Annotated in this window: 21 protein-coding genes; 10 read left to right on the top strand and 11 right to left on the bottom strand. The window is 69.8% G+C overall.

Going from position 1 to position 24,739, the window contains the following annotated elements:
• Nucleotides 1–312: 312 nt before the first annotated feature.
• Entirely contained in the window at nucleotides 313–840 is a 528-nt protein-coding gene (locus tag GWK61_RS20365; protein ID WP_194910350.1) for a helix-turn-helix domain-containing protein, read from the top strand.
• Between the two features lie 158 nt (nucleotides 841–998).
• A complete protein-coding gene (locus tag GWK61_RS20370; protein ID WP_228562635.1) occupies nucleotides 999–4,103 on the top strand; it encodes an AfsR/SARP family transcriptional regulator in 3,105 nt (1,034 codons plus the stop codon).
• A gap of 54 nt (nucleotides 4,104–4,157) precedes the next feature.
• On the opposite strand, the gene GWK61_RS20375 is transcribed toward GWK61_RS20370, so the two are convergent.
• From GWK61_RS20375 to GWK61_RS20395, 5 genes are all read right to left on the bottom strand, one after another.
• Nucleotides 4,158–5,015 (bottom strand): SAM-dependent methyltransferase, encoded by an 858-nt coding sequence (locus tag GWK61_RS20375; RefSeq protein ID WP_194910354.1) that lies wholly within the window; start codon nucleotides 5,013–5,015, stop codon nucleotides 4,158–4,160.
• A 243-nt stretch (nucleotides 5,016–5,258) separates the two neighbouring features.
• Nucleotides 5,259–5,675: a CBS domain-containing protein gene (locus GWK61_RS20380; RefSeq protein WP_194910397.1), complete on the bottom strand. Its 417-nt coding sequence runs from the start codon at nucleotides 5,673–5,675 to the stop codon at nucleotides 5,259–5,261.
• Nucleotides 5,676–5,773: 98 nt separating this feature from the next.
• Nucleotides 5,774–7,042: an FAD-binding protein gene (locus GWK61_RS20385; protein ID WP_194910356.1), complete on the bottom strand. Its 1,269-nt coding sequence runs from the start codon at nucleotides 7,040–7,042 to the stop codon at nucleotides 5,774–5,776.
• A gap of 146 nt (nucleotides 7,043–7,188) precedes the next feature.
• On the bottom strand, nucleotides 7,189–8,661 hold the full coding sequence (locus GWK61_RS20390; RefSeq protein ID WP_194910357.1) for a catalase: 1,473 nt from the start codon (nucleotides 8,659–8,661) through the stop codon (nucleotides 7,189–7,191).
• Between the two features lie 92 nt (nucleotides 8,662–8,753).
• Nucleotides 8,754–9,686, bottom strand: coding sequence for an alpha/beta hydrolase (locus GWK61_RS20395; RefSeq protein ID WP_194910360.1), 933 nt, complete (start codon nucleotides 9,684–9,686; stop codon nucleotides 8,754–8,756).
• Nucleotides 9,687–9,824: 138 nt separating this feature from the next.
• Here GWK61_RS20395 and GWK61_RS20400 point away from each other — a divergent pair, with 138 nt between their 5' ends.
• Complete coding sequence (locus GWK61_RS20400) at nucleotides 9,825–10,697, top strand: helix-turn-helix transcriptional regulator (protein ID WP_194910361.1); 873 nt, start codon at nucleotides 9,825–9,827, stop codon at nucleotides 10,695–10,697.
• 627 nt (nucleotides 10,698–11,324) lie between these two features.
• Here GWK61_RS20400 and GWK61_RS20405 read toward each other — a convergent pair.
• On the bottom strand, nucleotides 11,325–12,494 hold the full coding sequence (locus GWK61_RS20405; RefSeq protein WP_323747662.1) for a LacI family DNA-binding transcriptional regulator: 1,170 nt from the start codon (nucleotides 12,492–12,494) through the stop codon (nucleotides 11,325–11,327).
• Nucleotides 12,495–12,599: 105 nt separating this feature from the next.
• On the opposite strand from GWK61_RS20405, the gene GWK61_RS20410 reads away from it, so the two are divergent.
• The 3 genes from GWK61_RS20410 (at nucleotide 12,600) to GWK61_RS20420 (ending at nucleotide 16,150) form a co-directional block, all read left to right on the top strand.
• The gene (locus tag GWK61_RS20410; RefSeq protein ID WP_194910363.1) at nucleotides 12,600–13,292 is read left to right on the top strand and encodes a nicotinamide mononucleotide transporter family protein; all 693 of its coding nucleotides are present in this window, start codon (nucleotides 12,600–12,602) and stop codon (nucleotides 13,290–13,292) included.
• Nucleotides 13,293–13,533: 241 nt separating this feature from the next.
• The gene (locus tag GWK61_RS20415) at nucleotides 13,534–14,553 is read left to right on the top strand and encodes a M56 family metallopeptidase (RefSeq protein WP_194910365.1); all 1,020 of its coding nucleotides are present in this window, start codon (nucleotides 13,534–13,536) and stop codon (nucleotides 14,551–14,553) included.
• Nucleotides 14,554–14,887: 334 nt separating this feature from the next.
• Nucleotides 14,888–16,150, top strand: coding sequence for a S53 family peptidase (locus GWK61_RS20420; RefSeq protein WP_194910367.1), 1,263 nt, complete (start codon nucleotides 14,888–14,890; stop codon nucleotides 16,148–16,150).
• A 137-nt stretch (nucleotides 16,151–16,287) separates the two neighbouring features.
• Here the strand turns inward: GWK61_RS20420 and GWK61_RS20425 are convergent, their stop codons facing one another.
• From GWK61_RS20425 to GWK61_RS20440, 4 genes are read right to left on the bottom strand one after another with little or no spacing between them, the layout of a single operon-like run.
• Nucleotides 16,288–16,968 (bottom strand): response regulator, encoded by a 681-nt coding sequence (locus GWK61_RS20425; protein ID WP_194910369.1) that lies wholly within the window; start codon nucleotides 16,966–16,968, stop codon nucleotides 16,288–16,290.
• Complete coding sequence (locus GWK61_RS59630) at nucleotides 16,965–18,104, bottom strand: sensor histidine kinase (protein WP_194910370.1); 1,140 nt, start codon at nucleotides 18,102–18,104, stop codon at nucleotides 16,965–16,967. The genes GWK61_RS20425 and GWK61_RS59630 overlap by 4 nt, the downstream gene beginning before the upstream one ends.
• Complete coding sequence (locus tag GWK61_RS20435; protein WP_194910372.1) at nucleotides 18,101–18,904, bottom strand: ABC transporter permease; 804 nt, start codon at nucleotides 18,902–18,904, stop codon at nucleotides 18,101–18,103. Before GWK61_RS20435 ends, GWK61_RS59630 begins: the two co-directional genes overlap by 4 nt.
• Entirely contained in the window at nucleotides 18,901–19,806 is a 906-nt protein-coding gene (locus GWK61_RS20440) for an ABC transporter ATP-binding protein (RefSeq protein WP_194910383.1), read from the bottom strand. The genes GWK61_RS20435 and GWK61_RS20440 overlap by 4 nt, the downstream gene beginning before the upstream one ends.
• Before the next feature lie 163 nt (nucleotides 19,807–19,969).
• Here GWK61_RS20440 and GWK61_RS20445 point away from each other — a divergent pair, with 163 nt between their 5' ends.
• Complete coding sequence (locus tag GWK61_RS20445; RefSeq protein ID WP_194910385.1) at nucleotides 19,970–21,085, top strand: glycosyltransferase; 1,116 nt, start codon at nucleotides 19,970–19,972, stop codon at nucleotides 21,083–21,085.
• A gap of 542 nt (nucleotides 21,086–21,627) precedes the next feature.
• Here GWK61_RS20445 and GWK61_RS20450 read toward each other — a convergent pair.
• Nucleotides 21,628–22,164 carry a DUF7822 domain-containing protein gene (locus GWK61_RS20450; protein ID WP_228562636.1) on the bottom strand — a complete coding sequence of 179 codons (537 nt, stop codon included), beginning with the start codon at nucleotides 22,162–22,164 and terminating at the stop codon, nucleotides 21,628–21,630.
• 208 nt (nucleotides 22,165–22,372) lie between these two features.
• Between GWK61_RS20450 and nagB the strand changes: the two genes are divergently transcribed.
• The 3 genes from nagB (at nucleotide 22,373) to GWK61_RS20465 (ending at nucleotide 24,709) form a co-directional block, all read left to right on the top strand.
• Nucleotides 22,373–23,155: a glucosamine-6-phosphate deaminase gene (nagB, locus tag GWK61_RS20455; protein ID WP_194910389.1), complete on the top strand. Its 783-nt coding sequence runs from the start codon at nucleotides 22,373–22,375 to the stop codon at nucleotides 23,153–23,155.
• A gap of 71 nt (nucleotides 23,156–23,226) precedes the next feature.
• Entirely contained in the window at nucleotides 23,227–23,832 is a 606-nt protein-coding gene (locus GWK61_RS20460) for a DUF2867 domain-containing protein (RefSeq protein WP_194910390.1), read from the top strand.
• Between the two features lie 46 nt (nucleotides 23,833–23,878).
• Nucleotides 23,879–24,709 (top strand): SDR family NAD(P)-dependent oxidoreductase, encoded by an 831-nt coding sequence (locus tag GWK61_RS20465; RefSeq protein ID WP_194910391.1) that lies wholly within the window; start codon nucleotides 23,879–23,881, stop codon nucleotides 24,707–24,709.
• The last annotated feature ends 30 nt before the right edge of the window (nucleotides 24,710–24,739 follow it).

The following is a 24,739-nucleotide window of genomic DNA, read 5'->3' on the forward strand; positions in this document are numbered from 1 at the left end:
GCCAACGATGATGCCTCATTCTATGACCCAACCGGAGTGCGAAATGACAAAGCCGGTAACTTTTCGGTCTCGCTGTGCAGCACGGAATGAGTAAAGAAGCTTGCTTGCTCAAAACTATTGATCAAGATCAAGTCGCATGATGCCGGTAGTGTCAGAGTATTCGGTGTCATGTCGCAGGTGTCGGTCTTGTTCGGCAGTAGGTTGATGATCAACTCATTGCTCTGGTTTATTACGATCCAGGCTGGGCACAGGGCCCCTCGGTCCTATGTAGGTCGAGAGCATGTCCGGCATACGAGACATGCGAGGTGTTGAATGCAGCTGCGGCGCGCAACCGGGTCACGACGACGACTGACCGAGATCCAATCAGAGTTACTGGTCGCCAGACGTACCGCCGGGCTCGCGCAGCTGACCCTCAGCGACTGGCTGGGCGTTGCCAGCCGCACCCTTCGCGACTGGGAAAAGGGCTACGACTCGCCAAGCTTGAGGCATTTGATCGGCTGGGCATATGCACTTGAATTCCGGCTTGCGGCCGTGGATCAGCTTAAGACTCCGGAATTATTGCCGGTGATGCTCGAGGACGGGGAATCCCTCGAGCTACACGAAATGCGGCGACTGACCCAACTGCTGCGGACCAAGCGGAGAGAACGCAAGATCTCGCAAGGCGATCTGGCCTTGCTCCTCGGGGTCAGCAGATCCTCGATCCAGCGCTGGGAAGACTCCGAGAAGTTCCCGCAGCCCATCGCGCTCATCGCCTGGGCCGGCCGCCTGGAGTACTCCGTCGAACTGAATCAGGCCACGAATGTAGTCGATGCGCCACAGTTGCGACCCAATGGGGAATAACCTTGACATCTAGTTGACTCATGAAGCACTAGTACCGGGCCTGGCGGGGCTGCTTTCCGACTCGCCACGTTTTGGCGTTATTTAGCTCTAGAGCCTGATTACGGCGGGTGCAACCATGGGTACTGAGCAACGTCCTGCAGTGCGTGAGGGGAGCACCCATGCAGTACACCGTGCTCGGCCCCGTTGGTTTTCGAAACGATGAACGTTTTCAAGCCGCGGGCAATCCCAAAGAACAGGGAGTGCTGGCGATCCTGCTGATGGAGCGCGGCCGTGCCGTGTCCGCGCAGATGCTCGCCGACCGGCTCTGGGACGAGCATCCTCCCCAGCAGTTCCGTTCCACGTTACAAGCCCACATCTCGCGCCTGCGCCGCCGGCTGCGCGAGACCGGGCTGCTGACCGAGGTCATCGCCAGCAACCAGGCCGGCTACCGCATCGACGTCCCGGCCGGGGACGTCGACGTGCACCATTTCGACCTGCTGGTCTCGCGGGCCCAGGCCCGTGTCGGCGCGGACCCGCGCTCGGCCCGCAGCCTGTTGCGCCAGGCCGAGGAGTTGTGGCGCGGCGAGCCGTTCGCCGGCCTGGGCGGGATGTGGGTGGAGACCATCCGGCGGATCCTCACCGACAAGCGGCGAACCGTGGTGCTCAGGCGCCTGGAGCTGGATCTGCAGACCGGCGGCGACGCCGACGAGGCCGTCGCGGAGTTGACCGAACTGGCCTCCGGGAGCCGCATCGACCAACGCGTCATCGAACTCCTGATGATCGCCCTGGACGGCGCCGGACGCACCGACGACGCCCTGACCCTCTTCCACGACACCAGGGAACGACTTCGCGACGAGGCGGGAACGGACCCGCGCCCCGAACTCCGCACGCTTCACCAACGCCTGCTCAACGGGCCCGTCAAACACCAGGCCGCCGTGCCCGAACGCCGGAGCGCGCCGGAGACCGTGGACACGCTGAATCCCGATCCGCCGTATGTGGCAGGACGCGAGGAAGAGCTCGCGGCACTCCTGGCCGCTGTCACCGAGGATCTGCGTTCCGGCAAACGTGGATCGGTCTTCGCCATCGAGGGGCTGCCCGGCGTCGGCAAGACGACCCTCGCCCTCCAGGCCGCGCACCTGCTCCGATCCCGATGCCCGGACGGGGCGTTGCAGGTCAACATGCATTCGCATGATCCACACCTGCCCCCGCTCGATCCGCAGCAGGCTCTGACGCAGCTCCTCGACGCCATCGGCACACCGTGGCGCGAACTGGGACGTGCAGACTCGCTCGTGGCGCTCCAAGCACTCTGGCGAAAACGCACCAACGGACGCCGTCTGCTGCTTCTGCTCGACGACGTCTGGGACTCGGCACAGATCGAGCTGTTGCTTCCACCCCCGGCGGGCACGATCGTCCTGATCACCTCACGCCGCCGCCTGACCGGCCTGCCCCACGGCCACCAGTCCACCCTGGGCCTGCTGCCCGACAGCGCCGCGACCGCGCTCCTGGCCCACATCACCGACCGGACCCTGCCGCACGACGACGACCTCGTCCGGTTCACCCGATGCTGCGGCGGACTCGCACTGGCCATCACCGTCGCCGCCGGCCACCTGCGGAGCCGGCCGGTGTGGACCGTCGCGGACCTGGCCGACCGGCTGTCCACGACCTCGCAGTCGCTCGCCGACGATCCGCTGACCGGCCCGATCCACACCGCGTTCGCCATGTCCTACCGAACGCTGAGCAGCCCCCTGCGCGACCTGCTCCGCTACCTCGCGGCCCATCCCGGCCCGGACATAGGCCTGCCGGCCGCCGCGGCGATGTCCGGCGCGGCGCTGGCCGACGCCGACATCAGGCTCGACACCCTGGTCGACTACCGGCTCCTGGAGCACACCAGCGCACACCGTTACAGCCTGCACGACCTGCTCAGGCAGTACGTCCTGGCCCAGGCCGACGAACAGCAGAACCTGGACAACCGGCGGGGCGTCGACCGCGCCATCGGGTTCTACGAGACCGCCGCCGCGCGCGCCGACCACGCCCTGCACCCGCGCCGACGTGAACTCCGGTATCCCGTGGCCTCAGCACCGGTGGCGGGTGTCGACCTCGACACGCCGGAGCAGGCCCGGCGCTGGCTCGACAGCGAGGACGCCAACCTGTCCGCGGTCATCAACTGGTCCGTGCGGCTCGGCCGCGGCAGACAGGTCGGGCTGCTCCCCCACGCGCTGGCTCTGCACCGGGACCGGCGCGGCAACTGGCCTCAGGCCCTTCAGCTCATCGAGCAACTGCTCGCCGCCCCGGACACCGACTCCCCGTACGACCAACCGGACACCGTCAAGGCGCGCCTGCTGACCGCGCACGCGGGACTTTCCATTCGGGCCTGCCGCTATGAGGACGCGTTGCAGAGCGGTCACGCCGCACTGGCCATCTGGAAGGCCGACGACGACCGCTACGGACAGGCGGACGCACACGTCCAGATCGGGCGTGCGCACGACGCCACGGGACATCGCACCCAGGCGATCGACGCCTTCCGGACGGCCGCCGCCTTGTACGGAAGCCTCGGCGACCTCAGCCGGGTGGCCGTGGCCGAGGATCAGTGGGCTGTCACAGCGTTCGAGCAGGGACGCCAGGAGGAGGCGATCGCCCGCGGCCGTCACGCGTTGGAGATCGCGCGCCGGCAGAACGACCTGCCGGTCATCTGCGACGTCCTCATCAATCTGGGCGAGATGTACCGAAGGGTCGACGAGAACGGCCAGGCCCTCGCCTGCTTCCAGGAGGCCCGCACCCTGTCCGGGACGCTGGGCGACCCGCTCAACACCGCCTCGCTCGACGTCAACATCGCAGCGGTCTACGAACGCGCCGGGAACCATCAGCGGGCCCTGGCTTCGATGCAGGCCGCGTTGCAGAAGTTCCGGCAGCTCGGCGACCACCGCAACGAGATCGAGAGCCACATTCTGCTGGCCACGGTGCACACCAGTCTCGGGCATCCCGATGCGGCGTTCGAGGAGCTGCGGAACGCGGCTGAACTCGCGACGCAGACACACGATCAGTTGCGGCTGTTCCAGGTCCGTCTAGCCGAGGGAAGCACGCACTCCGCCGGCGGCGACGCCCGACGTGCGGTCGACGCGTACAAGTCGGCCCTGGCCATCGCGCGACAGGCGACGGCGTTGCCCGAGCAGGCTCGGGCGCACCGTGCCCTGTCCGAGCTCTACGCGAGCCTGGGCATGGCCGACCGTGCGCAGAGTCACCTGCGGGAGGCGGAGGCGATCGGAGAGCCTGACGACGACGTCTGACACCCGAGTACGGCAGTGCCCTTACTCACGCCGCGCGCCGAACCAGCGGCGGCCCTACGGCTTGCGAGCCAACACCCCGATGAACGGCACTATCGGCTTGAGGGTGTCGTCCAGCTCCGGCAGCCACACGCGGATGTCCGAAACGCCGGGAGGCTGGATCTCCAGGCCGGTCAGCCATGGGGTGATCTGTGCCGCAGTGCGCGGGACGACGGGGACGCCGGTGCGCTTGGCGTAGTCGCGGGCCGCGTCCTTCTGGGCCTGGGGCGCGGCGTCGTCGGGGGCGCCGTGGGAGATGGTCAGGTAGCTGCCGGGGGCGCACGGCCGCATGAAGGCGCGGATGATCTGGTCGGGGCCGGCGGGGTCGGTGTCTGTGTCAGTGTCGGTGTCAGGGCCGGTGTCGGGGATGAAGTGCAGGACGGAGAACAGCAGGATCGCGACCGGCTTCGTCCAGTCGATGGTGTCGCGGACCAGGGGGTGGTCGAGGACCGCGTCGGGGTCGCGGAGGTCGGCCAGGGCGGCGTGGGCGCTGGGGTTGTCGGTGAGCAGGGCCCGGGCGTGGGCGATGGCGACCGGGTCGATGTCGATGTAGACGACGGTCGCGTCCGGGTCGACGGCCTGCGCCACTTCGTGGACGTTGCCGACGGTCGGGACGCCGGAGCCGAGGTCGAGGAACTGCGTGATGCCGCGCTCGGTGACCAGGTTCGCCACGACGTGCCGTAGGAACACACGGTTCGCCTGCGCGGAGGCTGGCAGGGAAGGCATCGACCAGGCGGCCCGCCGGCCGGCCTCGCGGTCGGCCTCGAAGTTCTGCGAGCCGCCCAGCCAGAAGTCGTAGATGCGCGCCGGGCTCGGCCGGGTGGGGTCGACTTCGGGCAGGCTCAAGGCCAACTCGGCCGCGTCGATCGAGTCCATGACAGATGATTGTGGCATTCGGGACGCCACTGCGCGCTGTGGTCCGAATGCCGCAAGTCACGCAGCCCATCTCGGCGCCGATCCGGAACGGCTGGTGACGGTGGCGGAGCGATTCGGGCTGGGCAAAGATTGAGGCACGGCTGAGGCCGGGCCGAGGCACGGCCCGGGTCTGGCGACCCCGATGGTGTGTCCCCGAGGGCAACGCGGGGACACACCTGCTCACCGTGGGCGCATCCCGGTGGGCTACGCCGCGCAGATCCGTTCCACGAACTCGGCGAGCTGCTGCTCGCTGAGGTGCGCGGCCAGGTCCGCCTCGCTGATCATGCCGACCAGCCGTTTATTCTCGACCACCGGCAGCCGCCGGATGCGGCGGCTCTCCATCTCGTGCAGCACCTCGCCGACGTCGGCGGCCGAGTCGATCCAGCGCGGCGTGCCCTCGCACAGCTCGGCGCAGCGGACCTGCGCCAGGTCGTGGCCGAGCGCCACGCACTTCACCACGATGTCGCGGTCGGTGATGATGCCGCACAACCGCTCGTTCTGGTCGCTGACCGGCAGCGCGCCGACGTCGAGCTGCCGCATGAGCTGCGCGGCGCGGTCCAGGGTCTCCTCGCGGTAGATCCACTGGGCACCGGGATGCATGATGTCCTTGGCAGTGGCCATGATCGCCTCCCAGGACTTGGCCCCCTTGGGGACTGCCACTTCTATCGTGGGCACCTCGGGGGCCGGGGCGCCACCGGAGGGCGAGGCGCCGGGCGCGATCAGGCGGCCGGGAACAGGTTCCGCACGAACGCGTTGCGGAACTTCCACTCGGGATCGCGCCGCTCCAGCAGAGCGCGGAAGTCGTCGGCCTTCCGGTAGGTAGCGAGCGCCGCCTTCGGTCCGCTCAGGAACACCTTCCCCCAGTGCGGCCGCGCGCCGAGCGGCAGCAGCGCGCGCTCGACCGCGGCGAGGGCCGGTTCCACGGCGGCGCGGTCGGCGATCCAGGTGAAGTGGATCGTGACGCTGTCGCGGTGGTAGGCCGGGCTGAGCCAGAGGTCGTCGGCGGCCACGGTCCGGACCTCGGAGATCTGCACCACCGGGGCGATGAGCGGACCGAGTTCGCGGACCGCGCTGAGCGCCTCGGCGGCGTTCGGTCGGGGGACGAAGAACTCTGATTGCAGCTCTTCGCCGCTGCTCGGGGTGAAGCCGGGGCGGAAGTGCGGCAGGCGCTCGTGCCAGGGTCCTGGTACGCCGAGCTGCTCGGTGCAGTTCTCGGCGGACATGCCGGGGATCGGGTGCGCGGCGTGCGCGGCGGGTCGGCCGCCGAGCCAGTCGGCGGCGGGCCGTGACGTCTTCGACTCGTCCGCGCGCAGCTTCACCCAGACAGCGGCGTCGCCGCGCCAGTCGGTGAAGGCGCTGACGCTGTAGCCGGCCGAGAAGACCTCCTCGAACCGGCCGATCAGTTCCGACAGCGCCACGCCTTCGTGCACGAACTGCGCGACGTCGAAGGTGGGGACCACATCGACCGTCAGCTGCGTGACCGCCCCGACCGCGCCGAGCCCGACCACCGCGCCGTCGAAGTCGGGCGACTCGCCGCGCTTCAGCTCGACGACGTCGCCGCCCGGCCCCACGAACCGCATCGCGCGCACGAGCGCCGCAAGGCCCTGATTCCGGTCGCCGGACCCGTGCGTCCCGGTCGCGCAGGCTCCGGCGAGCGAGATGTGCGGCAGGGACGGCAGCGCGGTCAGCGCGTAGCCGGCGGCGTGGAGCCGCGACGCCAGGTCCGCGAGGCGGATGCCGGCCGAGACGGTCGCGGTGCCCGCGTCCGGATCGATGTGCACCTGCGGCTCAAGGCGGTCGAGCACGACGAGGTCCCCGTCGGTGTCGGCGATCCGGTTGAACGAGTGCCCGGTGCCGAGCACCCGCACCGAGCGCGCGCCGGCCACGATCCGCTGGAGCTCGTCGAGCGACGCCGGATGATGGTTCCGCGCGGCACTGAACACGACGTTGCCGGCCCAGTTGTGAGTCCGTTCGCTCTGTTCGCTCATCGCTCGGAGTCTCCAGGCGTTCTCGGCGCTCTCGGTGTCAACGCCTCAGGCGGTCCAGCGTAACGTTCGCCGCGGCGAGGTCCTGCACGCCCAGGCCGATCAGTTCGGCCACGGTGATGCGGCTATCCATGGTGTCCGCGAAGCAGTCAGCTCCGCCGCTGCTTCACCGCGGCGGCAAGGCGTTCGCCGAGGTCGGCGTCGGCCTGGCGGAAGTTGCCGACGGCGCGGTCGACGATGTCGTCGCGGTCCGCGGAGACCCCGGCGATGCTGTCGGCGAGGTTGGTGACCAGGCGTTCCTTCTCCTCGTCGGCCATCAGCCGGTAGAGGCTGCCGGCCTGCACGAAATCGTCGTCCTCGCGGTGCCGGACCGCGGCGTGGCTTCCGGTCAGGCCGGTGACTTCCGTGGCGGCCCACAGCGGACGGTCCGTCTGCAGCGGTCCCCCGGCGCTGTTCGGCTCGTAGTTCGCGGCCCGGCCGTGGCGGCCGTCGTACAGGTGGCCGTCGCGGCCGTAGGTGCGCGGCTCGGTGGCGTGCGGGCGGTTGACCGGCAGCTGGTCGGCGTTGATGCCGACGCGGTAGCGGTGCGCGTCGCCGTAGGCGAACAGCCGGCCCTGGAGCATCTTGTCCGGGGACGGTCCGATGCCGGGGACGAAGTGCGCCGGGGAGAAGGTGGACTGCTCGACCTCGGCGAAGATGTTCTGCGGGTTGCGGTTCAGCTCCAGGCGGCCGATCTCGATCGGCGGGAAGTCGGCGTGCGGCCAGACCTTCGTCAGGTCGAAGGGGTCGAAGCGGTAGTCGGCGGCCTGCGCCGCCGGCATGATCTGCACCTGGAGCGTCCAGCTCGGGAACTCGCCGCGCTCGATCGCCTCGCGCAGATCGCGCTGGTGGCTGTCCGGGTCGTGGCCGGCCAGGACGCCGGCCGCCTCGGCCGTCAGGTTCCTGATTCCCTGGTCGGTCTTGAAGTGGTACTTGACCCAGAACACCTCGCCGACGGCGTTGTTCCACTGGTAGGTGTGCGAGCTGTAGCCGTTCATGTGGCGGAAGGAGGCCGGGATGCCGCGGTCGCCGAACAGCCAGGCGACCTGGTGCGTCGCCTCCGGGCTCAGGCCCCAGAAGTCCCAGACGTTGTCAGGCTCCTGCGAGCCGGTGTAGGGGTCGCGCTTCTGGGTGTGGATGAAGTCGGGGAACTTGCTCGGGTCCTTGATGAAGAAGACCGGGGTGTTGTTCCCGACCAGGTCGTAGTTGCCCTCCTCGGTGTAGAACTTCAGCGAGAAGCCACGGGGGTCGCGGACGGCGTCGGCGGCGCCGAGGGAGCCGGCGACCGTGGAGAAGCGTGCGAAGACCTCGGTCTGCTTGCCGACCTCGGACAGGAACTTCGCCCGGGTCCACGGGCTGACGTCGCGGGTCAGCGTGAAGGTGCCGTAGGCGCCGGCGCCGCGCGCGTGGACGATCCGCTCCGGGACGCGCTCGCGGTTGAAGCGTGCGAGCTTCTCGAAGAGCTGCTGGTCCTGGACGAGCAGCGGGCCGCCGGGGCCGGCCGACTCGGTGTTCTGGTTGTCGGCGACGGGGGCGCCGGTCTCGGTGGTGAGGGTGGGGCGCTGGTCGTTGGGGGGATTCATGCGTCTCACGCTCCCTCGACGGCGGCCACCCGGGCCATGTCCGTACAGCCAAGAAGCCCTCAGTTACGGACATGGCGGCCCGGGTCGGCCAATCACGCCGCCAGGTTCGCCGTGTAGAATTCGGCGAGCTTGGCGACCGCCGGGGTGACGTACTCGTCCTTGTCGTACAGATCGACGTGCGACGCGCCGTCGATCCAGTGCAGTTCCTTCGGGCCGCCGGCGTTCTGGAAGGCCTGGACGCCCATCCAGGACGTCACGGCGTTCCGGCCGACGATCAGCAGCAGCGGGCGCGGGGCGATCAGGCTGACCGTCGCGAAGGCGTCGAAGGTCGCGATGCGGTCGACGCTGGACCAGGTCAGGGTCTTGGCCGAGCGCGGGTGTCCGGCACGCGGGGTGGCGTAGTACTCCCAGCCTTCGAAGACGTGCTGGCCGCCGAGAGCCGCCTCCTCGGCCGTGGCCGGGAAGAGACCGAAGCTCTGGACTCCTTCGCCGCGCGCGTCGGCGGTGCGGGCCGCTGCCGCGGCGTCAAGCATGCCCTGGAACACCGCCGGGTCCTGGGTGCCGTCGGCGCCGACCTTGAACTGCCGGGCGATGTCGACGCCGCTGACCGTGGCGACGGCGCGGACGCGGTGGTCGGTCGCGGCGGCGGCCAGGCTGTAGCCGCCGGAGGCGCAGATGCCGAGGACGCCGATGCGGTTCGGGCCCACTTCCGGACGCGTCGTCAAGAACGACACGGCGGACTTCAGGTCCTCGACACGCTGCGCCGGGTCCTCCAGGCCGCGCGGTTCGCCTTCGCTCTCGCCCTGGTAGGCGGCGTCGAAGGCGAGGGCGATGAAGCCGGCTTCGGCGAGGCGGCTGGCGTACAGGCCGGCGGCCTGCTCCTTCACGCCGGTGCCGGGGTGGCCGACGACCACGGCGGGCGCCGGGGTGGGGTTGGTGTTCGCGGCGGCAGCGATGCCGTCCGGGAGATAGAGGTGGCCCGCGATCTTCAGGCCATTGCTGGTGAACGTGACGTCGGTCCTCATGGGTACCGCTCCCATCGTGGGTGGTTGATCAGTGCGACACGTCAACAGTGGCCCGGCTGGAAGGGAGCAACCAGGGACGGTCTCGCCTATGCAAGCCAGTACCAGGCACGGTGGCCGAAAGGCGTGGAGACTGGGGGCATGGCCTCAGCGCACCACGCTCACAGCGACACCGGACTCGGCGACTTCCTGCGCTCGCGGCGGGCCGCCGTCGACCCGATCGAGGCCGGGATGCCCGACGACGGCCGCCTGCGGCGCGTCCCGGGGCTGCGGCGTGAGGAGCTGGCGATGCTGGCACACGTGAGCGTCGACTACATCGTGCGCCTAGAGCAGGGCCGCACGACGCGGGTCTCGCGCACGGTGCTCGACGCCCTCGCCGACGCGCTGAAGCTGGCGCCGGACGAGCGCGAGTACCTGTTCGCGGTGGCCGACGTCACGCAGAGCGCCCCGACCCGCCGGCCGAGCCACTCCGAGCCGGCCCCGCGGCTGCGGCGGCTGCTGGACACGATGACGGACGTCCCGGCGATCGTGGTCAACCACCGCTTCGACGTGCTGGCCTGGAACCGCGGCGGGGCGGGCCTACTGGCCGACTTCAGCACCCTGGCGCCGGCGCACCGGAACCTGGTCCACCTGACGTTCCTCGACGAGGCGTTCCGCGCACTGTACGGGGACTGGGAGCGCGCGGCGAAGGACTGCGTCGCGACACTGCGGATGGAGGCCGGGCGCCGGCCCGACGACCCAGCGCTGAACGCACTGGTCGGCGAGCTGAGCGTACGCGACCAGGACTTCCGGACGTGGTGGGCGACGCACCAGGTGCGCGGCCCGAGCCAGCTGGTGAAGACGTACCACCACCCGATCGCGGGAACGATGGAGCTGGATGTGCAGCAGTTCTCGGTGGACACGCATCCGGACCAGAAGCTGATCGCCTTCACCGCCGAGCCAGAGTCGGAGTCCGAGAAGGCGCTGCACTTCCTGCTGCACTGGTCGGATGGGCATGTGACAGCAGACCATTGACATGTATCGGCCTGGTCGACGCGGAGTTGTGCGCCTGAGCGAGCCGCGGCGCCCGGCCGGCCACGTGGTTCGCCGTGTCCGACCGGACCATGCGGGGGTTTGGTTCTGGGTCCCTCGCCGCGTCAGCGGGCGCAGCCAACCTGCCCGGTTTGGCGGTGTCAAGCCGGACGGAGATGGACCACAGCAAGTGTGATGCGGCTTGATTCCGCCAGACCGGGCTGGTTCCGTTTACGGCGATGACGCGGCGAGGGACCCAGAACCTCGGCGACCACAAGCAGCACCGCCGGCAAGCAGGGCAGCGTAGGCAACAGCGGATAGAAAGCCGAACAGTCGCGGACCGCCGCCATCAAGCCCGACGCGCGGGTCGCCCCCTCGTCGAGGAGGCCCGCCAGAGGCCTCAAGGTGCCCACCAAACGCGGCCGCCGGCCGCCAGACCAAACGTGTGCGCAGTGACTCGGACCGGCGCGCGGTCTTGCACACGAGAACCGGATAGCCGCCAGCGCAACCCGCTGCACTCAACCGAACTGCGTCCCCCCCGCGAGGCCATCCAACCATTGGCGAAGCCGTAGAAATCGCCCGTAAACCATACAACAACCGCATCCCGAGCACCCACCGAACCAGAAGCCCCTACCGCCCCGCCCCACTCGAAGCCCGCACCACAAGCTCCGGCGCGAACCGCTCAACGCGTTCCGCACGCTCATCAACGTCGCCGTGTAGCAAGGCGACGGCGCGATCGGCCATCGCATCCAGCGGATGCCGGATCGATGTCAGCGGCGGGTCAAGGACTTCCAGGATCGCAGTGTCGTCGAAAGCTGTCACCGCCACCTCTCCGGGTACCGCAACGCCCGCGCGGTTGAGCGTGGTCACCAGCCCGATCGCCAGCACGTCGGCGGCGCAGACCACCGCATCCACTGCGTCCGCTGCGTCCACCGAATCCACCACATTCACCCCGCCGCGGAGCTCGAGCACGCGTTGCCCGGCCTTGCGACCTGCATCGGTAGTGATCGCCGGCAGCACAATGCTGCGCCCAGCCGCCCCGAGCCGGTCACCGAAAGCCTGCGCACGCTCGGCGCCCGACGACGAACTCTGCTCGGCCGCGACGAGCGCGATCCGCTCGCGCCCCAGGCTCTGCAGGTGGTCGATCAGCATGCCGATAGCGGCATGGTTGTCCATCGTCACCGCGACCGTCCCGGCGCCGGCGGCCCATCGGTCGAACTGCACGATCGGCCTTATCTCCGCCGCCGCCTTGATCGCCGCGCCGGAGGCGGCGGCGGTCACCGGCACCACGATCAGGCCGTCGACCTTCCCGTTGACCAGGGTGTCGATCTCGCGCGCCTCGATCTCCGGGGAGTTGGCGGCGTCGGAGACCACCAGCACCCCGCCGTCGGCCCGCACGCGGCGCGACAGGGCCTCGATGAGCTGCACGAAGTAGGGGTTCGCCAGCGAAGGCACGACCACGCCGAGCGTCCCGGTCGTCCCGGTGCGCAGCGCCCGCGCCGACTGGTTGGTCCGGTAGCCCAGCTCCCGCGCGGCGCGCTCGACTCGCTCCACGAGTTCGGGGGCGACGTTCCGCGGCGTTCCGGCGATGACGCGGGAGGCGGTCGCGCGGGAGACCCCCGCGAGTTGGGCGACATCGACCAGGCGAGCCGTCATCGCCACGTCCCCATCTCCCGTCCGAGGTGCCGCGCCGAGGTGCCGCATCGAAGTGCCGCGCCGAGGTTCCGGCTCGATGCTACTTGACGGTGTGGCGAACATCATGCCGCCGAACTCCGCGCCGGCCGGTCCCAGGAAACGCACCAGACGCAATAAACGCAACGGCCGAGGCGCTACCGCCTCACAAGCCGCCGCACATCGAACGGGGACCTGTACCCACCCACGACCCACGATCCACGGGAGATTCGCATGCACGCCTTCGATTGGCTCAACCACCAATTCAGCTTCTTCGGGCTCCGCGTCTACTGGTCGGACTTCATCGGCAACATCTTCGCGCTGCTCACAGTCGTCCTGGCGCTGCGCCGGCTGGTCATCTCCTGGCCGGTGCAGATCCTCGGCTCGATCTGCCTACTGGTCGCGAGCCTGAACGTGCACCTCACCGGGAACGCCGGGCGGCAGATCATCATCATCTTGGCGGCGACGTGGGGCTGGGCCACCTGGCGCCGGAACAAGGCGAACGAGGGCACGGTCCTGGTCGGCTGGGCCGAATGGCCGGTGCGACTAGTACTGATCGCGGCGATGATCGTCGGGACCGGGGCGCTCGGCGCCTTCCTGAAGGCGATGAACTGGTCCTTCTACCCCGGCGCGCCGTGGTGGCTGGTGCTGTGCGACGCGTGGATCTTCACCGGGACGGTCATCGCGATGTACACCCAGGCCCGGCGCTACGTCGAGTTCTGGTTCGCGTGGCTGGCCGTTGACCTGGTCGGCGTGCCACTGGCCGTGCACTCGCACCTGTACTTCTCCGGGATCGTCTACGGCATCTTCTTCTTCATGGTGCTCGCCGGGATCCGGGACTGGGCCGCGCGCAGCCGGACGCAGACCTCCTCGCCGTTGCAGAGCGCGGCGACCGTGAGCAACTTGGCCGCCGAGCCGTCGGCCTGAGCACCACCAAATCTGTATTAATCACCAAATCTGCGTTAATCACCGAATCCGTGGCATCGCACGCGCATCCGCGCTGGTAGCGGACGGATGGTTCACTCCCACAGATCTGTTCGCTACTCTCCACCCAGACGGCGCCGCGCGAGTTCTCGCCAGCCGTCACCGCACACACCGGGTGACCGGGGAGAGGAACGCACTCGGGGATGAGACGGCTCGGGGGCTGGGTGTCGGCGGAAGTCCATCCGTGATCGCCGCACTCATCCTGGGTTCCTACGCTCTGCTCCTGGCCCTGCTGGGCCCGCGGCTGCTGACCCGGGCCTGGCCCTCGGAACGCCTGCCGCGGCTGTCAGTGGTGATGCTGCAGGTGGTGACCTGCTCGTTCCTGACGGCGGCGGCGACGGCGGGCCTGGCGCTCGGACTGACGCTGATCGACACGCTGTCGCGGGTGGACCCGCAGATCGACCGCTGCGCGGACCAGCTGCCGATCAACGACGAATCCCCGGTCGGACCGTTCCTGGGCTGGTTCGGCCTGGTCGCGGCGGCGGCTCTGCTGCTGCGGGTCGGGTTCTGCATGACCACCACGTTCTTCTCCGCGTGGCGGACCCGGCGCAAACACATCGCGATACTGCGCATCCTGGCCAGGGCCGACGACGAGCTCGGGGTGCTGGTGCTGGAGCACGACGAGCCGGGGTGCTACTGCCTTCCCGGGCGGCCCGGCACGATCGTGATCACCAGCAGCGCGTTGACCCGGCTCTCGCCGTCCCAGCTCGGCGCGGTGCTGGCGCACGAGCGGGCGCACCTGACCGGCCGGCACCACTTCGCCGTCGCCTTCGCCCACGCGATCCACCGCACCGCGCCGCGGATCCAGCTGCTGGCGTTGGTGGAGCAGGAGACGCGGCGGCTGGTGGAGTTCATCGCCGACGACGCCGCGGTACGGCGCAGCGGGGCAGCGGCCCTGGTCTCCGCGCTCGCCGTGCTCAGCGGCGGCACCGCCCCGGGCTTCGCGCTCGGCATCGGGATCGACCGGCGTCCGGCGGCCTCGTCGCGGGTGACCCGGCTGAGCCCGCATCACAAGATCGGCCGGCGCGGACTGGCTTTGGGCGCGCTGGGATCAGCGCTCCTCATCATCATTCCGTTGCTGCTCGCCCTGGTGTCGGTCGCGACGGTGATCCACGGGTGCCCGAAGGACAAGGACGGGGACGCGATGTCGATGTCGGCGGTCGAAACGCCGTTTTTCCAGACCCCGCCGTCGGGGCGTTTGTAGGGACATCAGTCGGGTAACCGGTGGCGTCGGTTATGCACTCAGACCGGCTACTACTAATCCGCGTAGGACAAAACAGAGGCCTCACACGTACGGCAGATTCACGTTGTTCCTGCCGTGACGTGGTGAAAGGCGACCCCATCAGCGGATATCCAGGGTTCTGCAAGGGTTTTCCCTATACGAGCTTTTACTAAAGCTTTGCCGCTGTCGCCCTTTATACGCATCGCTACTGTCGGCGATAGTACTAGCACTGATCAAGGCATTGCGAGCCGAGATCCGGCTCAGCGCTGCCCTGATCTGCACCGCCACCTCTCTCCCCCCACGACAAGGAGCAAGAGTGTTCCACCTCTCTCGGACGAAGCGGGGCCGCGCCGTGCCGCGTGCCGCCGCCGCCCTGCTGGGCGTCGCCGGCCTGATAACCATGGGCGCCGCTGTCGCCCAGGCGGCTCCGGCGTCCTCCTCGACGTCCACCTCCGCGGCCTCGGGACCGACCACGGTCCACAGCTGCAGCCAGGCCGTCGCCCCCGGTTACGCCACGTGCTTCGCCCTGAAGCGCACCGACAAGAAGGCGCACACCATGACGGCGAACGCCACGCCGTCCGGCTACGGCCCCAGCGACCTGGTCAGCGCCTACAACCTGCCGGCCAACGGCGGGTCGGGCCAGACGGTCGCGATCGTGGACGCCCAGGACGACCCGAACGCGGAGTCGGACCTGGCGACCTACCGCTCCACCTACGGCCTGCCGGCGTGCAGCACCGCCAACGGCTGCTTCTCCAAGATCGCGCAGGACGGCAGCACCAACTACCCCAGCGCCGACACCGGCTGGGCCGGCGAGATCTCCCTGGACCTGGACATGGTCTCGGCGACCTGCCCGGGCTGCCACATCCTGCTGGTCGAGGCCAACTCGGCGAGCATGGCGGACCTCGGCACCGCGGTGAACCAGGCCGTGAGCCAGGGCGCGCTGTACGTCTCGAACAGCTACGGCGGCAACGAGGACGGCAGCGAGGCGCAGTCGGACTCGAGCTACTTCAACCACCCCGGCGTGGCCATCACCGCCTCCTCCGGCGACGGCGCCTACGCCGCCGGCACCGAGTACCCGGCCTCCTCCCCGTACGTCACCGCGGTCGGCGGCACCTCGCTGACCAAGGACTCCTCCAGCCGCGGCTGGTCGGAGTCGGTGTGGGGGACCAGCAGCAGCGAGGGCGCGGGCTCGGGCTGCTCGCAGGACGAGACCAAGCCGACCTGGCAGACCGACACCGGCTGCAGCAACCGCATGGTGGCCGACGTCGCCGCGGTCGCCGACCCGGCCACGGGCGTCGCGGTCTACCAGACCTACGGCGGCAACGGCTGGGCCGTGTACGGCGGCACCTCGGCGTCCTCGCCGATCATCGCCTCGGTCTACGCGCTGGCCGGCACCCCGGGCGCGAACGACGTCCCGGCGTCGTACCCGTACGCCCACACCGCGAACCTGAACGACGTGACCAGCGGTAGCAACGGCAGCTGCTCGCCGAGCTACTTCTGCACCGCGGGCCCCGGCTACGACGGCCCCACCGGTCTGGGCACGCCGAACGGGCTGGCGGCGTTCACCGCGGGGAGCTGAGGACGTGCCGGTCGACAGCCGGCACTGGCCAGTGACCCTTTGGATTGATCGGCGCTGAGGAAGGCGGCCCCGCTTCGCGGCGGGGCCGCCTTCTTGTTGTCGTTCGGGTTGTCGGCGGCGGCTGCGGTTGACGGCCCTCAGACGAGCCCGGTCTCGTAGGCGAAGATCACCGCCTGGACTCGATCGCGCAGGCCGAGCTTGGCCAGGACGTGCTTGAAGTGGCTCTTCACCGTGTTCTCGGAGAGGAAGAGATCGGCGGCGATCTCAGTGTTCGACTTTCCGAGTGCCACCTCGATCAGGATGTCGCGTTCGCGGGGCGTGAGGCGGTCCAGGCGGATGTCGACGGCGGCGGTGGCCGAGCTCGGCAGCCGGTGCGCGACCGTCTCCAGCAGCCGTCTCGTGACGCGCGGTGCGACCACGGCGTCTCCGGCGGCGACCGTGCGGATCGCGCTGAGCAGTTCGGCGGGCAGCGCGTTCTTGAGCAGGAATCCGGACGCGCCGGCGCGCAGGCCGTCGAAGGCGTACTCGTCGAGGTCGAAGGTGGTCAGGATCAGCACGCGCGACTCCGGCACGGCCGCGACGATCGCGGCGGTCGCCTCGACGCCGTCCATGACCGGCATCCGCACGTCCATCAGGACCACGCGCGGTCGCAGACGGCGGGCCGCGCGCACGGCTTCGAGGCCGTCGGCGGCCTCGCCGACCACGTCCAGGTCGGGCTCGGCGCCGAGAAGTAGGCCGAAGCCGACGCGGGTCAGGGGCTGGTCGTCGACCAGCAGGACACTGATTCGGACACTGTCGTCAGGGTGGTCGGTACTCATGTCCGCGCCTCCCGCGCGACGAACGCCATCGCCGGATCGCCGAGCGGCAGCCGTGCCCGGACCCGCCAGCCTCCCCCGGCCCGCGGGCCGGCGTCGAACCGGCCGCCGTACGCCGCGACCCGCTCTCGCATGCCCTCCACACCGCGGCCGCCGTTCATCGGTGGGCTCGTGGTTAGGCCGCCGGCGTCGCAGACCTCTACGTCGACATAGTCCTCCCCCGCGCTCACCCGCACGCGGGCGTCGCCGCCCGAGCCGGCGTGTTTCAGGGTGTTGGTCAGCGACTCCTGGATCACCCGGTAGACCGTCAGCTGAACCGCGGTCGGCAGGCCCGCCGCGTCGCCGTCGAAGGCCAGGCGCACCGGCAGGCCTGCGGCGCGGACCGTGCCGACGAGTTCTTCGAGCTGCGCGATCCCCGGCTGCGGATGGCGTGCCGCGTCGGGTTCGTCGTCTCGCAGTACCTCCAGGAAGCGCCGCATGTCGACGAGGGCCTGCCGTCCCGTCGTCGCCACCATCCCCATGGCGTCGGCGGCCTTACCGGGACCGGCCGCGGCCCTGGCGCCGTCGGCGAGCGTGACCATCACCGACAGGCTGTGCGTGACGACGTCGTGCATCTCCCGCGCGATCCGCTCGCGTTCGGAGCGTGCGGCGCGGTCGGCGACGGCCTCCAGATAGGCGCGGCGGCTCCGCACGTAGGCGCCGATCGCGGCGGCCGCGATCACCAGCCCGGCCATCCCGATCGCGGCCTCGACGACGGCCCAGCCCGAAGTGTGGTGCGGGATGGCGCGGAGGCCGTCGAGCAGGACCAGGACGGACGCCATGCCGCCGGTGGCCGACACCGTCCGCAGGTCGCGATTCGCGGCCACGAGATACAAAGCGACCAGCAGCGCCGCGTCGCCGGGCACATTCAGCGGCGTCACGAGGTACTGAACGAAAACCACCGCGTATATGGCCCCGAACGCGACAACCGGCGAGCGGCGCCACCACAACAGCGGCAGCACCAGCCCGATCTCGAACACGATCAGGTACGGATCGCCGGAAAACACCGTCGGCGTAATGAAGATCGGCAACAGAGCCGCCGCCACAACCAGCGCCATGGTGATGGCGCCGGTGCGGCGACGGTCTTGGAACACTTTCACGCGTCGCGCCTCTTAAGCAGCACGACGGCCACAGCGAACGTCCCGGCGACGTACAGCGCGAACAATCCCATTCCAGGCCACGGATACAGCGTATGCGGCGTGTGGTAGAGCCGGGTGATGTCGGTCCCGGCATTGCTCGGCAGGTACGGCGCGATGGCGTTGTACCAGTTGTCCGGGAGGCCGCGGGCGATCAGGGGCATGATCGTGATGATGCCCATCAGGCACGAGATCCCACCGGGTGTCGAGCGCACCAGGGCGCCGAGGGCCATGCCGAACAGACCGGCCAGCGTCACGTAGAGCGCAGTACCGAAGACCTCGCGTGCCACGCCTGGCGACAACAGAGTGGTCCCGATGTGCTTCCCGGCCAGCATCGCCTGTCCAGCGTAGAACGCGCCGAGGCACGCGACGACGTTGAGTACGAACGCTGCGATGCCGAACACCGCCGCCTTCGCCTCCAGTACAGGCCAGCGTTTCGGCACGGCGCCGAACGTGGCGCGGATCATCCCCGACGAATACTCGCCGGTGACCGTCAGCACGCCGAGGACGCCGGTCGATAGCTGGGCGAAGGAGAAGCCGATCTCGCTCCAGCTCGCCGGGTCCCAGCGGTCCTTCAGGTCGGGGGGCATCGAGGCGTAGTGGTCGGCCTGGCCCCAGCAGGTGACGATCGCGAGGGCGATCATCACGACGACGGTCAGGGCGCCGGTGATGTAGGTCGAGCGGATGGTGGTGATTTTGAGCCATTCCGAGCGCAGGACCCGCCTCTGGGTGATCCGGCCTCGGAACGGCGTCGCGACGGTCATGCGACGGCCTGGTATTCGGTGGCGTCCTTGGTCTGTTCCATGAACGCTTCCTCCAGCGACGCGACTTGGTCAGTGAGCTGATAAAGAACGATCTGCAGTTCGGCGGCGATGCGGCCGATCTGTTCGCTGGTGAGGCCGGAGATGATCAGGTCTCTGTTTCCATCGTCGGTGACGGTGACGTCGGGGCCGGCGAGGCGGTCGCGCAGTCGTGCGGCGTCAGGCGTGCGGACCAGAACAGTGTTCTTGGCCGAGCGCCTGGTGAATTCCGCGACCGAGCAGTCCGCGATGAGCCGGCCCCGACCGATGATGACGAGGTGGTCGGCGGTGAGGGCCATCTCGGACATCAGGTGGCTGGAGACGAACACGGTGCGGCCTTCGGCGGCCAGGCTCTTCAGCAGGGTCCTGATCCACAGCACGCCCTCCGGGTCGAGACCGTTGACCGGTTCGTCGAGGATCAGCGTGGCCGGATCGCCGAGGAGGGCGGCGGCGATGCCGAGGCGTTGGGCCATGCCGAGGGAGAAGCCGCCGGCGCGGCGGTTCGCCACCGAGCGCAGGCCCACGAGATCGATCACCTCGTCGACGCGGCTGCCGGGGATGCCGTGGGTGGCGGCCAGGGTGCGGAGGTGGTTGCGGGCCGAGCGTCCCGGGTGGATCGCGCGGGCCTCCAGCATCGCGCCGACTTCGTGCAGAGGCGCGGGGTGGTCGGCGTAGGAGCGGCCGTCTACGGTAGCGCGGCCTCCGGTGGGGACGTCCAGGCCGATCAGCATGCGCATGGTCGTGGACTTGCCGGCGCCGTTCGGGCCGAGGAAGCCGGTCACGGTTCCGGGGCGGACGGTGAAGGTCAGGTCGTCGACGGCTTTGGCGGGGCCGTAACACTTCGTCAATGAGAGGGCTTCAAGCACGAGGTCACGCTAATTTCCGGCCGTCGACCGGCACGAGATCCCGCGGGAGGAGATCGCAGGGCGGGTTCTCACCCCCTGGGGTGAGAAAGCATAAGACCGAGCAAATCGGGTAAGGCCACTGATTCGGTAGAAAGACCGATTCGACAGGAAGGAGCCTGATCCGATGACGATCGACAGCCATCTCGACACCCGGCCGTCCGACCAGGAGCTACAGGAGCTGCAACGGCTGCTGTCCGGCGGGGTCCCGGAGCCGTCGTTCGCGCACCTGGTGCGGATGAGCGACGACACCGGGCTGTTCGAGCACGCGCGCGGGCCGATCCCCAAGCGCTGGCACGGCTACTGCGTGGACGACGTGACGCGCGGGCTGATCGTGATCTGCCGCGAGCCCGATCCGTCGGACCAACTGGTCCGGCTCGCGGAGATCTACCTGGCGTTCCTGCTGCACGCGCAGGACCGCGAGCGCGGCTTCCACAACCGGATGGGCCTGGACCGGGTGTGGCACGACGAGCCGGAGACCGGCGAGTGGTGGGGGCGCGGAGTGTGGGCGCTCGGCACTGCGGCCAACCGCGGGCCCACGCCTTGGATCCGTGCGGTGGCCCTGGAACGCTTCGACGACGGCGCGAAGCTGCGCGCGGGGCTGGGGCCGCAGAGCCGCCTGAACCATGCGATGGCCTACGCCGCCCTCGGCGCAGCCGAGGTCGCCGAGGCCCACCCGGGCCACCCGGCGGCGCTGAGCGTGCTCGCCGACGCGGCCGTCACCATCGGCCGTCCGGCGCCGGACCCGGCCTGGCCCTGGCCGGAGCCGCGCCTGGAGTACGGAGACCCGGCGCTGCCCGAGGCGCTCATCGCCGCGGGCCAGCACATCGGCGACGAGACCCTGCTGCGCGACGGCCTTGGCCTGCTGGAATGGCTGCTCACCTTGTCCACGCGGGACGGGCACCTGTCGCCGACCCCGGCCGGCGGCTGGTCCCTGGGCGACCCGCGCCCGGCGTACCACCAGCAGCCGATCGAGGCCGCGGCGTACGCGGACGCATGCGCGCGGGCGTTCACGGCCACGCGCGACCGCAAGTGGCTGACCGGCGTCCGGATGTCGGTCGACTGGTTCCTCGGCGTGAACGACAGCGGGATCCCGATGATCGACGACGCGACCGGCGGCTGTTTCGACGGGCTGGGCCTGGACTGGCGGAACCCGAATCAGGGTGCGGAGTCGACGATCGCGCTGATCTCGACGTTGCAGCACGCCCGGTGGCTGGAGCGGATACCGGCCGAGGCGGCTTGATGAGGGATGGAATGTATGACGGTTACGGCATAACGATGGCGTTCTGACTGTGATGTGAAGCTGTCCCGGCGACGAGAAGCGCGATGCGGTGAGGTGCGGTGAGGCGGCGGGGCTTCATGGCGAGCATGAGGATCGGGTCGAGCCGGCAAGGGCGCCGGGCGGCCCGATTTCGTTGTGCGGGGGCCCTGGAGGCCATCAGGGCACTGCGACGGCGTCAGGCGTCCCGCAGCTCGCCGGCGGCGGCCTCGTAGGCCAGCAGGGTGTCGACGACGGTGCGGCGTTGCGTGGGGGCCAGCGGGGCCAGGGCACGGCGCCAGGCTTCGGCGCCGGGGGCGAGCCAGGTTTCGATGGCCGGGCGGGCTTCGGGGGTGATGCTGATGATGCGGCGGCGGCGGTCGGCCGTCCGGCGCCGATCACCAACAGCGTCGAGCGGATCACCGGGCGTCCGGCACGGTCGCTGCGGGAGTAGGTCGTCGAGAACCGCGCGGACTTCGAGGGCTGATACAGCTGATGCCGAAGCCGAAGCCGAAGCCGAAAAGGGACTACTCCGACTCGAACGAGTAGAACAGCGTGTCGTTGTAGAACGAATAGAAGTTCTCCCGCCACCGCCCTCGCGCGACCGCCAGCCATTCGGCGTTCTCGCCGGCGATCGCGGCCTCGGCGTGGGCGGCGAGGGAGGGGATGTGCTGCACGACGAGCCGGTCGATGGCGGCCTCCGCGGGCTCGTCGTCCATGTCGAGGATCTCGCCGGCCTCCAGCAGGAAGTACTTCGCGCGCTGCTTGTCCAGCTGGGCCTTCGTCGTGGCGACCACCGACTCGAAGTCCTGCTCCTCCGCGACCTCCTCCCCCACCACCCGCAGCAGCTCCATTAACAGCGCCGCCCCGCGGTCGTAGTCTCCGGCCACCGCGGTGCGCCGGCCCCAGATCATCGAGGGGACCACGCGGGTGTCGAAGCTGACCAGCAGCAGGTGAGCCAGCGGGATGCTCCAGTTGTGCTCGGAGATGCCCACCACCGGGTCGGGGCGTCCGCCTTCGGTGGGCAGCGTGTTCGCTGCGAACAGGTGGGAACGGTTTGCCATGGCCGCGACCGTAACAGCGGAGCCGGACAGCCGAAAGGGGGCTTTCGTCGGCATTCGTCGGCACCGGCCGGTCGGGCGCGGTTGGCGCGCTGGTCACGTCCCGGCCGCGCATCGCTCGCGGCACTCCGGTAAGTTGGTCTATACCAATGAACTAGACCAGTGCCAGATGCAGCTACAGCCCGATGTCAGCCACAGCCGAGGGGTCGTCATGGAAGTCGTCATCGTCGCGGACGCCGCAGCTCAGGGCGAACTCGTCGCCTCGGCCGTCGCCGACCTGATCGCCCGCAAGCCCGACGCGCTGTTCGGCGTCGCCACCGGCTCCACGCCGCTTCCGGTGTACCAGGCGCTGGCCGCGAAGACCGCCGCCGGGCAGGTGGACGTGAGCCGCCTGAAGGTGTGCCAACTCGACGAGTACGTGGGCCTGCCCGCCGGGCACCCGGAGTCCTACCGCGAGGTGCTCAAGCGCGAGGTGCTGGCGCCGCTGGGCATCGGGGACGCAGCGTTCCTGGGCCCCGACGGCAGCGCCGAGGACCTGCCGGCCGCCTGCGCCGCCTACGAGCAGCAGCTCGCCGACGCCGGCGGCGTGGACCTGCAGCTGCTGGGCATCGGCACCGACGGCCACATCGGCTTCAACGAGCCGGTCTCCTCACTCGCCTCGCGCACCCGTATCAAGACCCTGACGGAGCGGACCCGGGTGGACAACGCCCGGTTCTTCAACGGCCTGGACGAGGTGCCCCGGCACGTCATCACCCAGGGCATCGGCACCATCCTGCAGGCCCGGCACCTGGTGCTGCTGGCCACCGGCGCGGGCAAGGCCGAGGCGGTCGCCGCGACCGTCGAGGGGCCGGTGTCGAGCATGGTGCCGGCCTCGGCGCTCCAGCTGCACCCGCACGCTACGGTGGTCGTGGACGAGGCTGCCGCACAGCAGCTGAAGTTGGGGGACTACTACAAGGCGACCTACGCGTCGAAGCCGGTGTGGCAGGGGCTCTGAGGCCGCCGGACTGAGGCGCTCCGGCCTGAATCGGGTTCAGGCTCGGCCGGGCGCGCCGGAAAGAGGCTGTGATGCGACGAATCCCGGAGGCGGCGCACACCGCGCGGCCGTGGCTGGTCCACGAGATCGCGGGCGACTTCGAGCTGGAGGACGTCTGGGAGCTTCCGGCCTCCGGCGGCGGCCCGGACGACTTCCCGAAGCTGCTGGCGGTGTTCGACGCCGGGCTCGAGCACGAGGCGTCGCTGCCGACGCGGCTGCTGTTCTGGCTGCGGTTCAAGATCGGCGCGGTGCTGCGCCTGGACCGGGGCTCCGGCGGGCTCGGGACCCGCGTGCCGTCGCTGCGGGAACGGCTGCCTGCGGAGTTGCGGGACGGCCCGGCGCCGCTCCCGCGTAAGGGCTCTGAGTTCACGCTCCTCTACGAGCGCGACAACGAGCGCGCGATGGAGATCGCCAACGGCACGATGCACGGGGTCCTGCACATCAGCTGGGTCCCCGACGGCCGCGGCGCGTGGCGCGGACAGCTCGCGGTGCTGGTGAAGCCGAACGGCCGGTTCGGGTCGGCGTACATGGCGTTCATCAAGCCCTTCCGGCACCTGATCGTCTACCCGGCGCTGGGGCGTGCTTGGGACCGGCGGTGGCGGACATTAAACGAGACGGGCCGTCTCGACAAGGGGTAAACTGGCCGGCGCACACCTCACTGGCATCCGTTTAGGAGTCCGTTCCATGACTCATGCCCGCATAGTCCTCATCACCGGCGCGACCGACGGCCTCGGCCGCGCGCTGGCGCACCGCCTGGCGGCCGGCGGCGACACCGTGCTGCTGCACGGCCGCGACCAGGCCCGCCTCGACGCGACCGCGGACGCCGTCCGCGACGAGCACGGGATCGAGCGACCGGCGACGTTCCGCGCCGACCTGGCGGAATTGGCGCAGGTACGCGAGCTCGCCGCCGCGGTGCGCGGAGCCACCGACCGCCTCGACGTGCTGGTGAGCAACGCCGGGATCGGCGGCGGGGAGCCCGACGGCCGCGACCGGCGCGAGAGCAAAGACGGCTACGAGCTGCGCTTCGCGGTGAACTACCTGGCCGGCTTCCTGCTGACGCAGGAGTTGCTGCCGCTGCTGCGGGCCTCCGCGCCGGCGCGTGTGGTGAACGTCGCCTCGCTCGGACAACAGGACATCGAGTTCGACGACGTGATGCTGGAGCGCGGCTACAGCGGCATCCGCGCCTACTGCCAGAGCAAGCTGGCGCAGATCTCGTCGACGGTGGAGATGGCCGAGCGGGTGCCGGCGTCGGAGGTCACGTTCAACAGCCTGCACCCGGCGACCTACATGCCGACGAAGATGGTTCTGCTGGAGGCCGGGCACAGCATCGACAGCCTGGAGACCGGGGTCGAGGCGACGGCGCGGCTGGTGACGGACCCGCGGCTGGCGGGGGTCAGCGGGCGCTTCTACGACCGGCAGCGGGAGACGAGGGCGCTGGCGCAGGCTTATGACAAGCGGGCGCGGGCTGAGTTGTACCAGCTGAGCCTGAAGCTGGTGGGGCTGCCGGCGGAGTAGGAGCCGGCGGCGCGGCAGCCCAGACCGAGA

The organism is Catenulispora rubra (genome assembly GCF_015356825.1).
GTDB classification, from domain to species: domain Bacteria; phylum Actinomycetota; class Actinomycetes; order Streptomycetales; family Catenulisporaceae; genus Catenulispora; species Catenulispora rubra.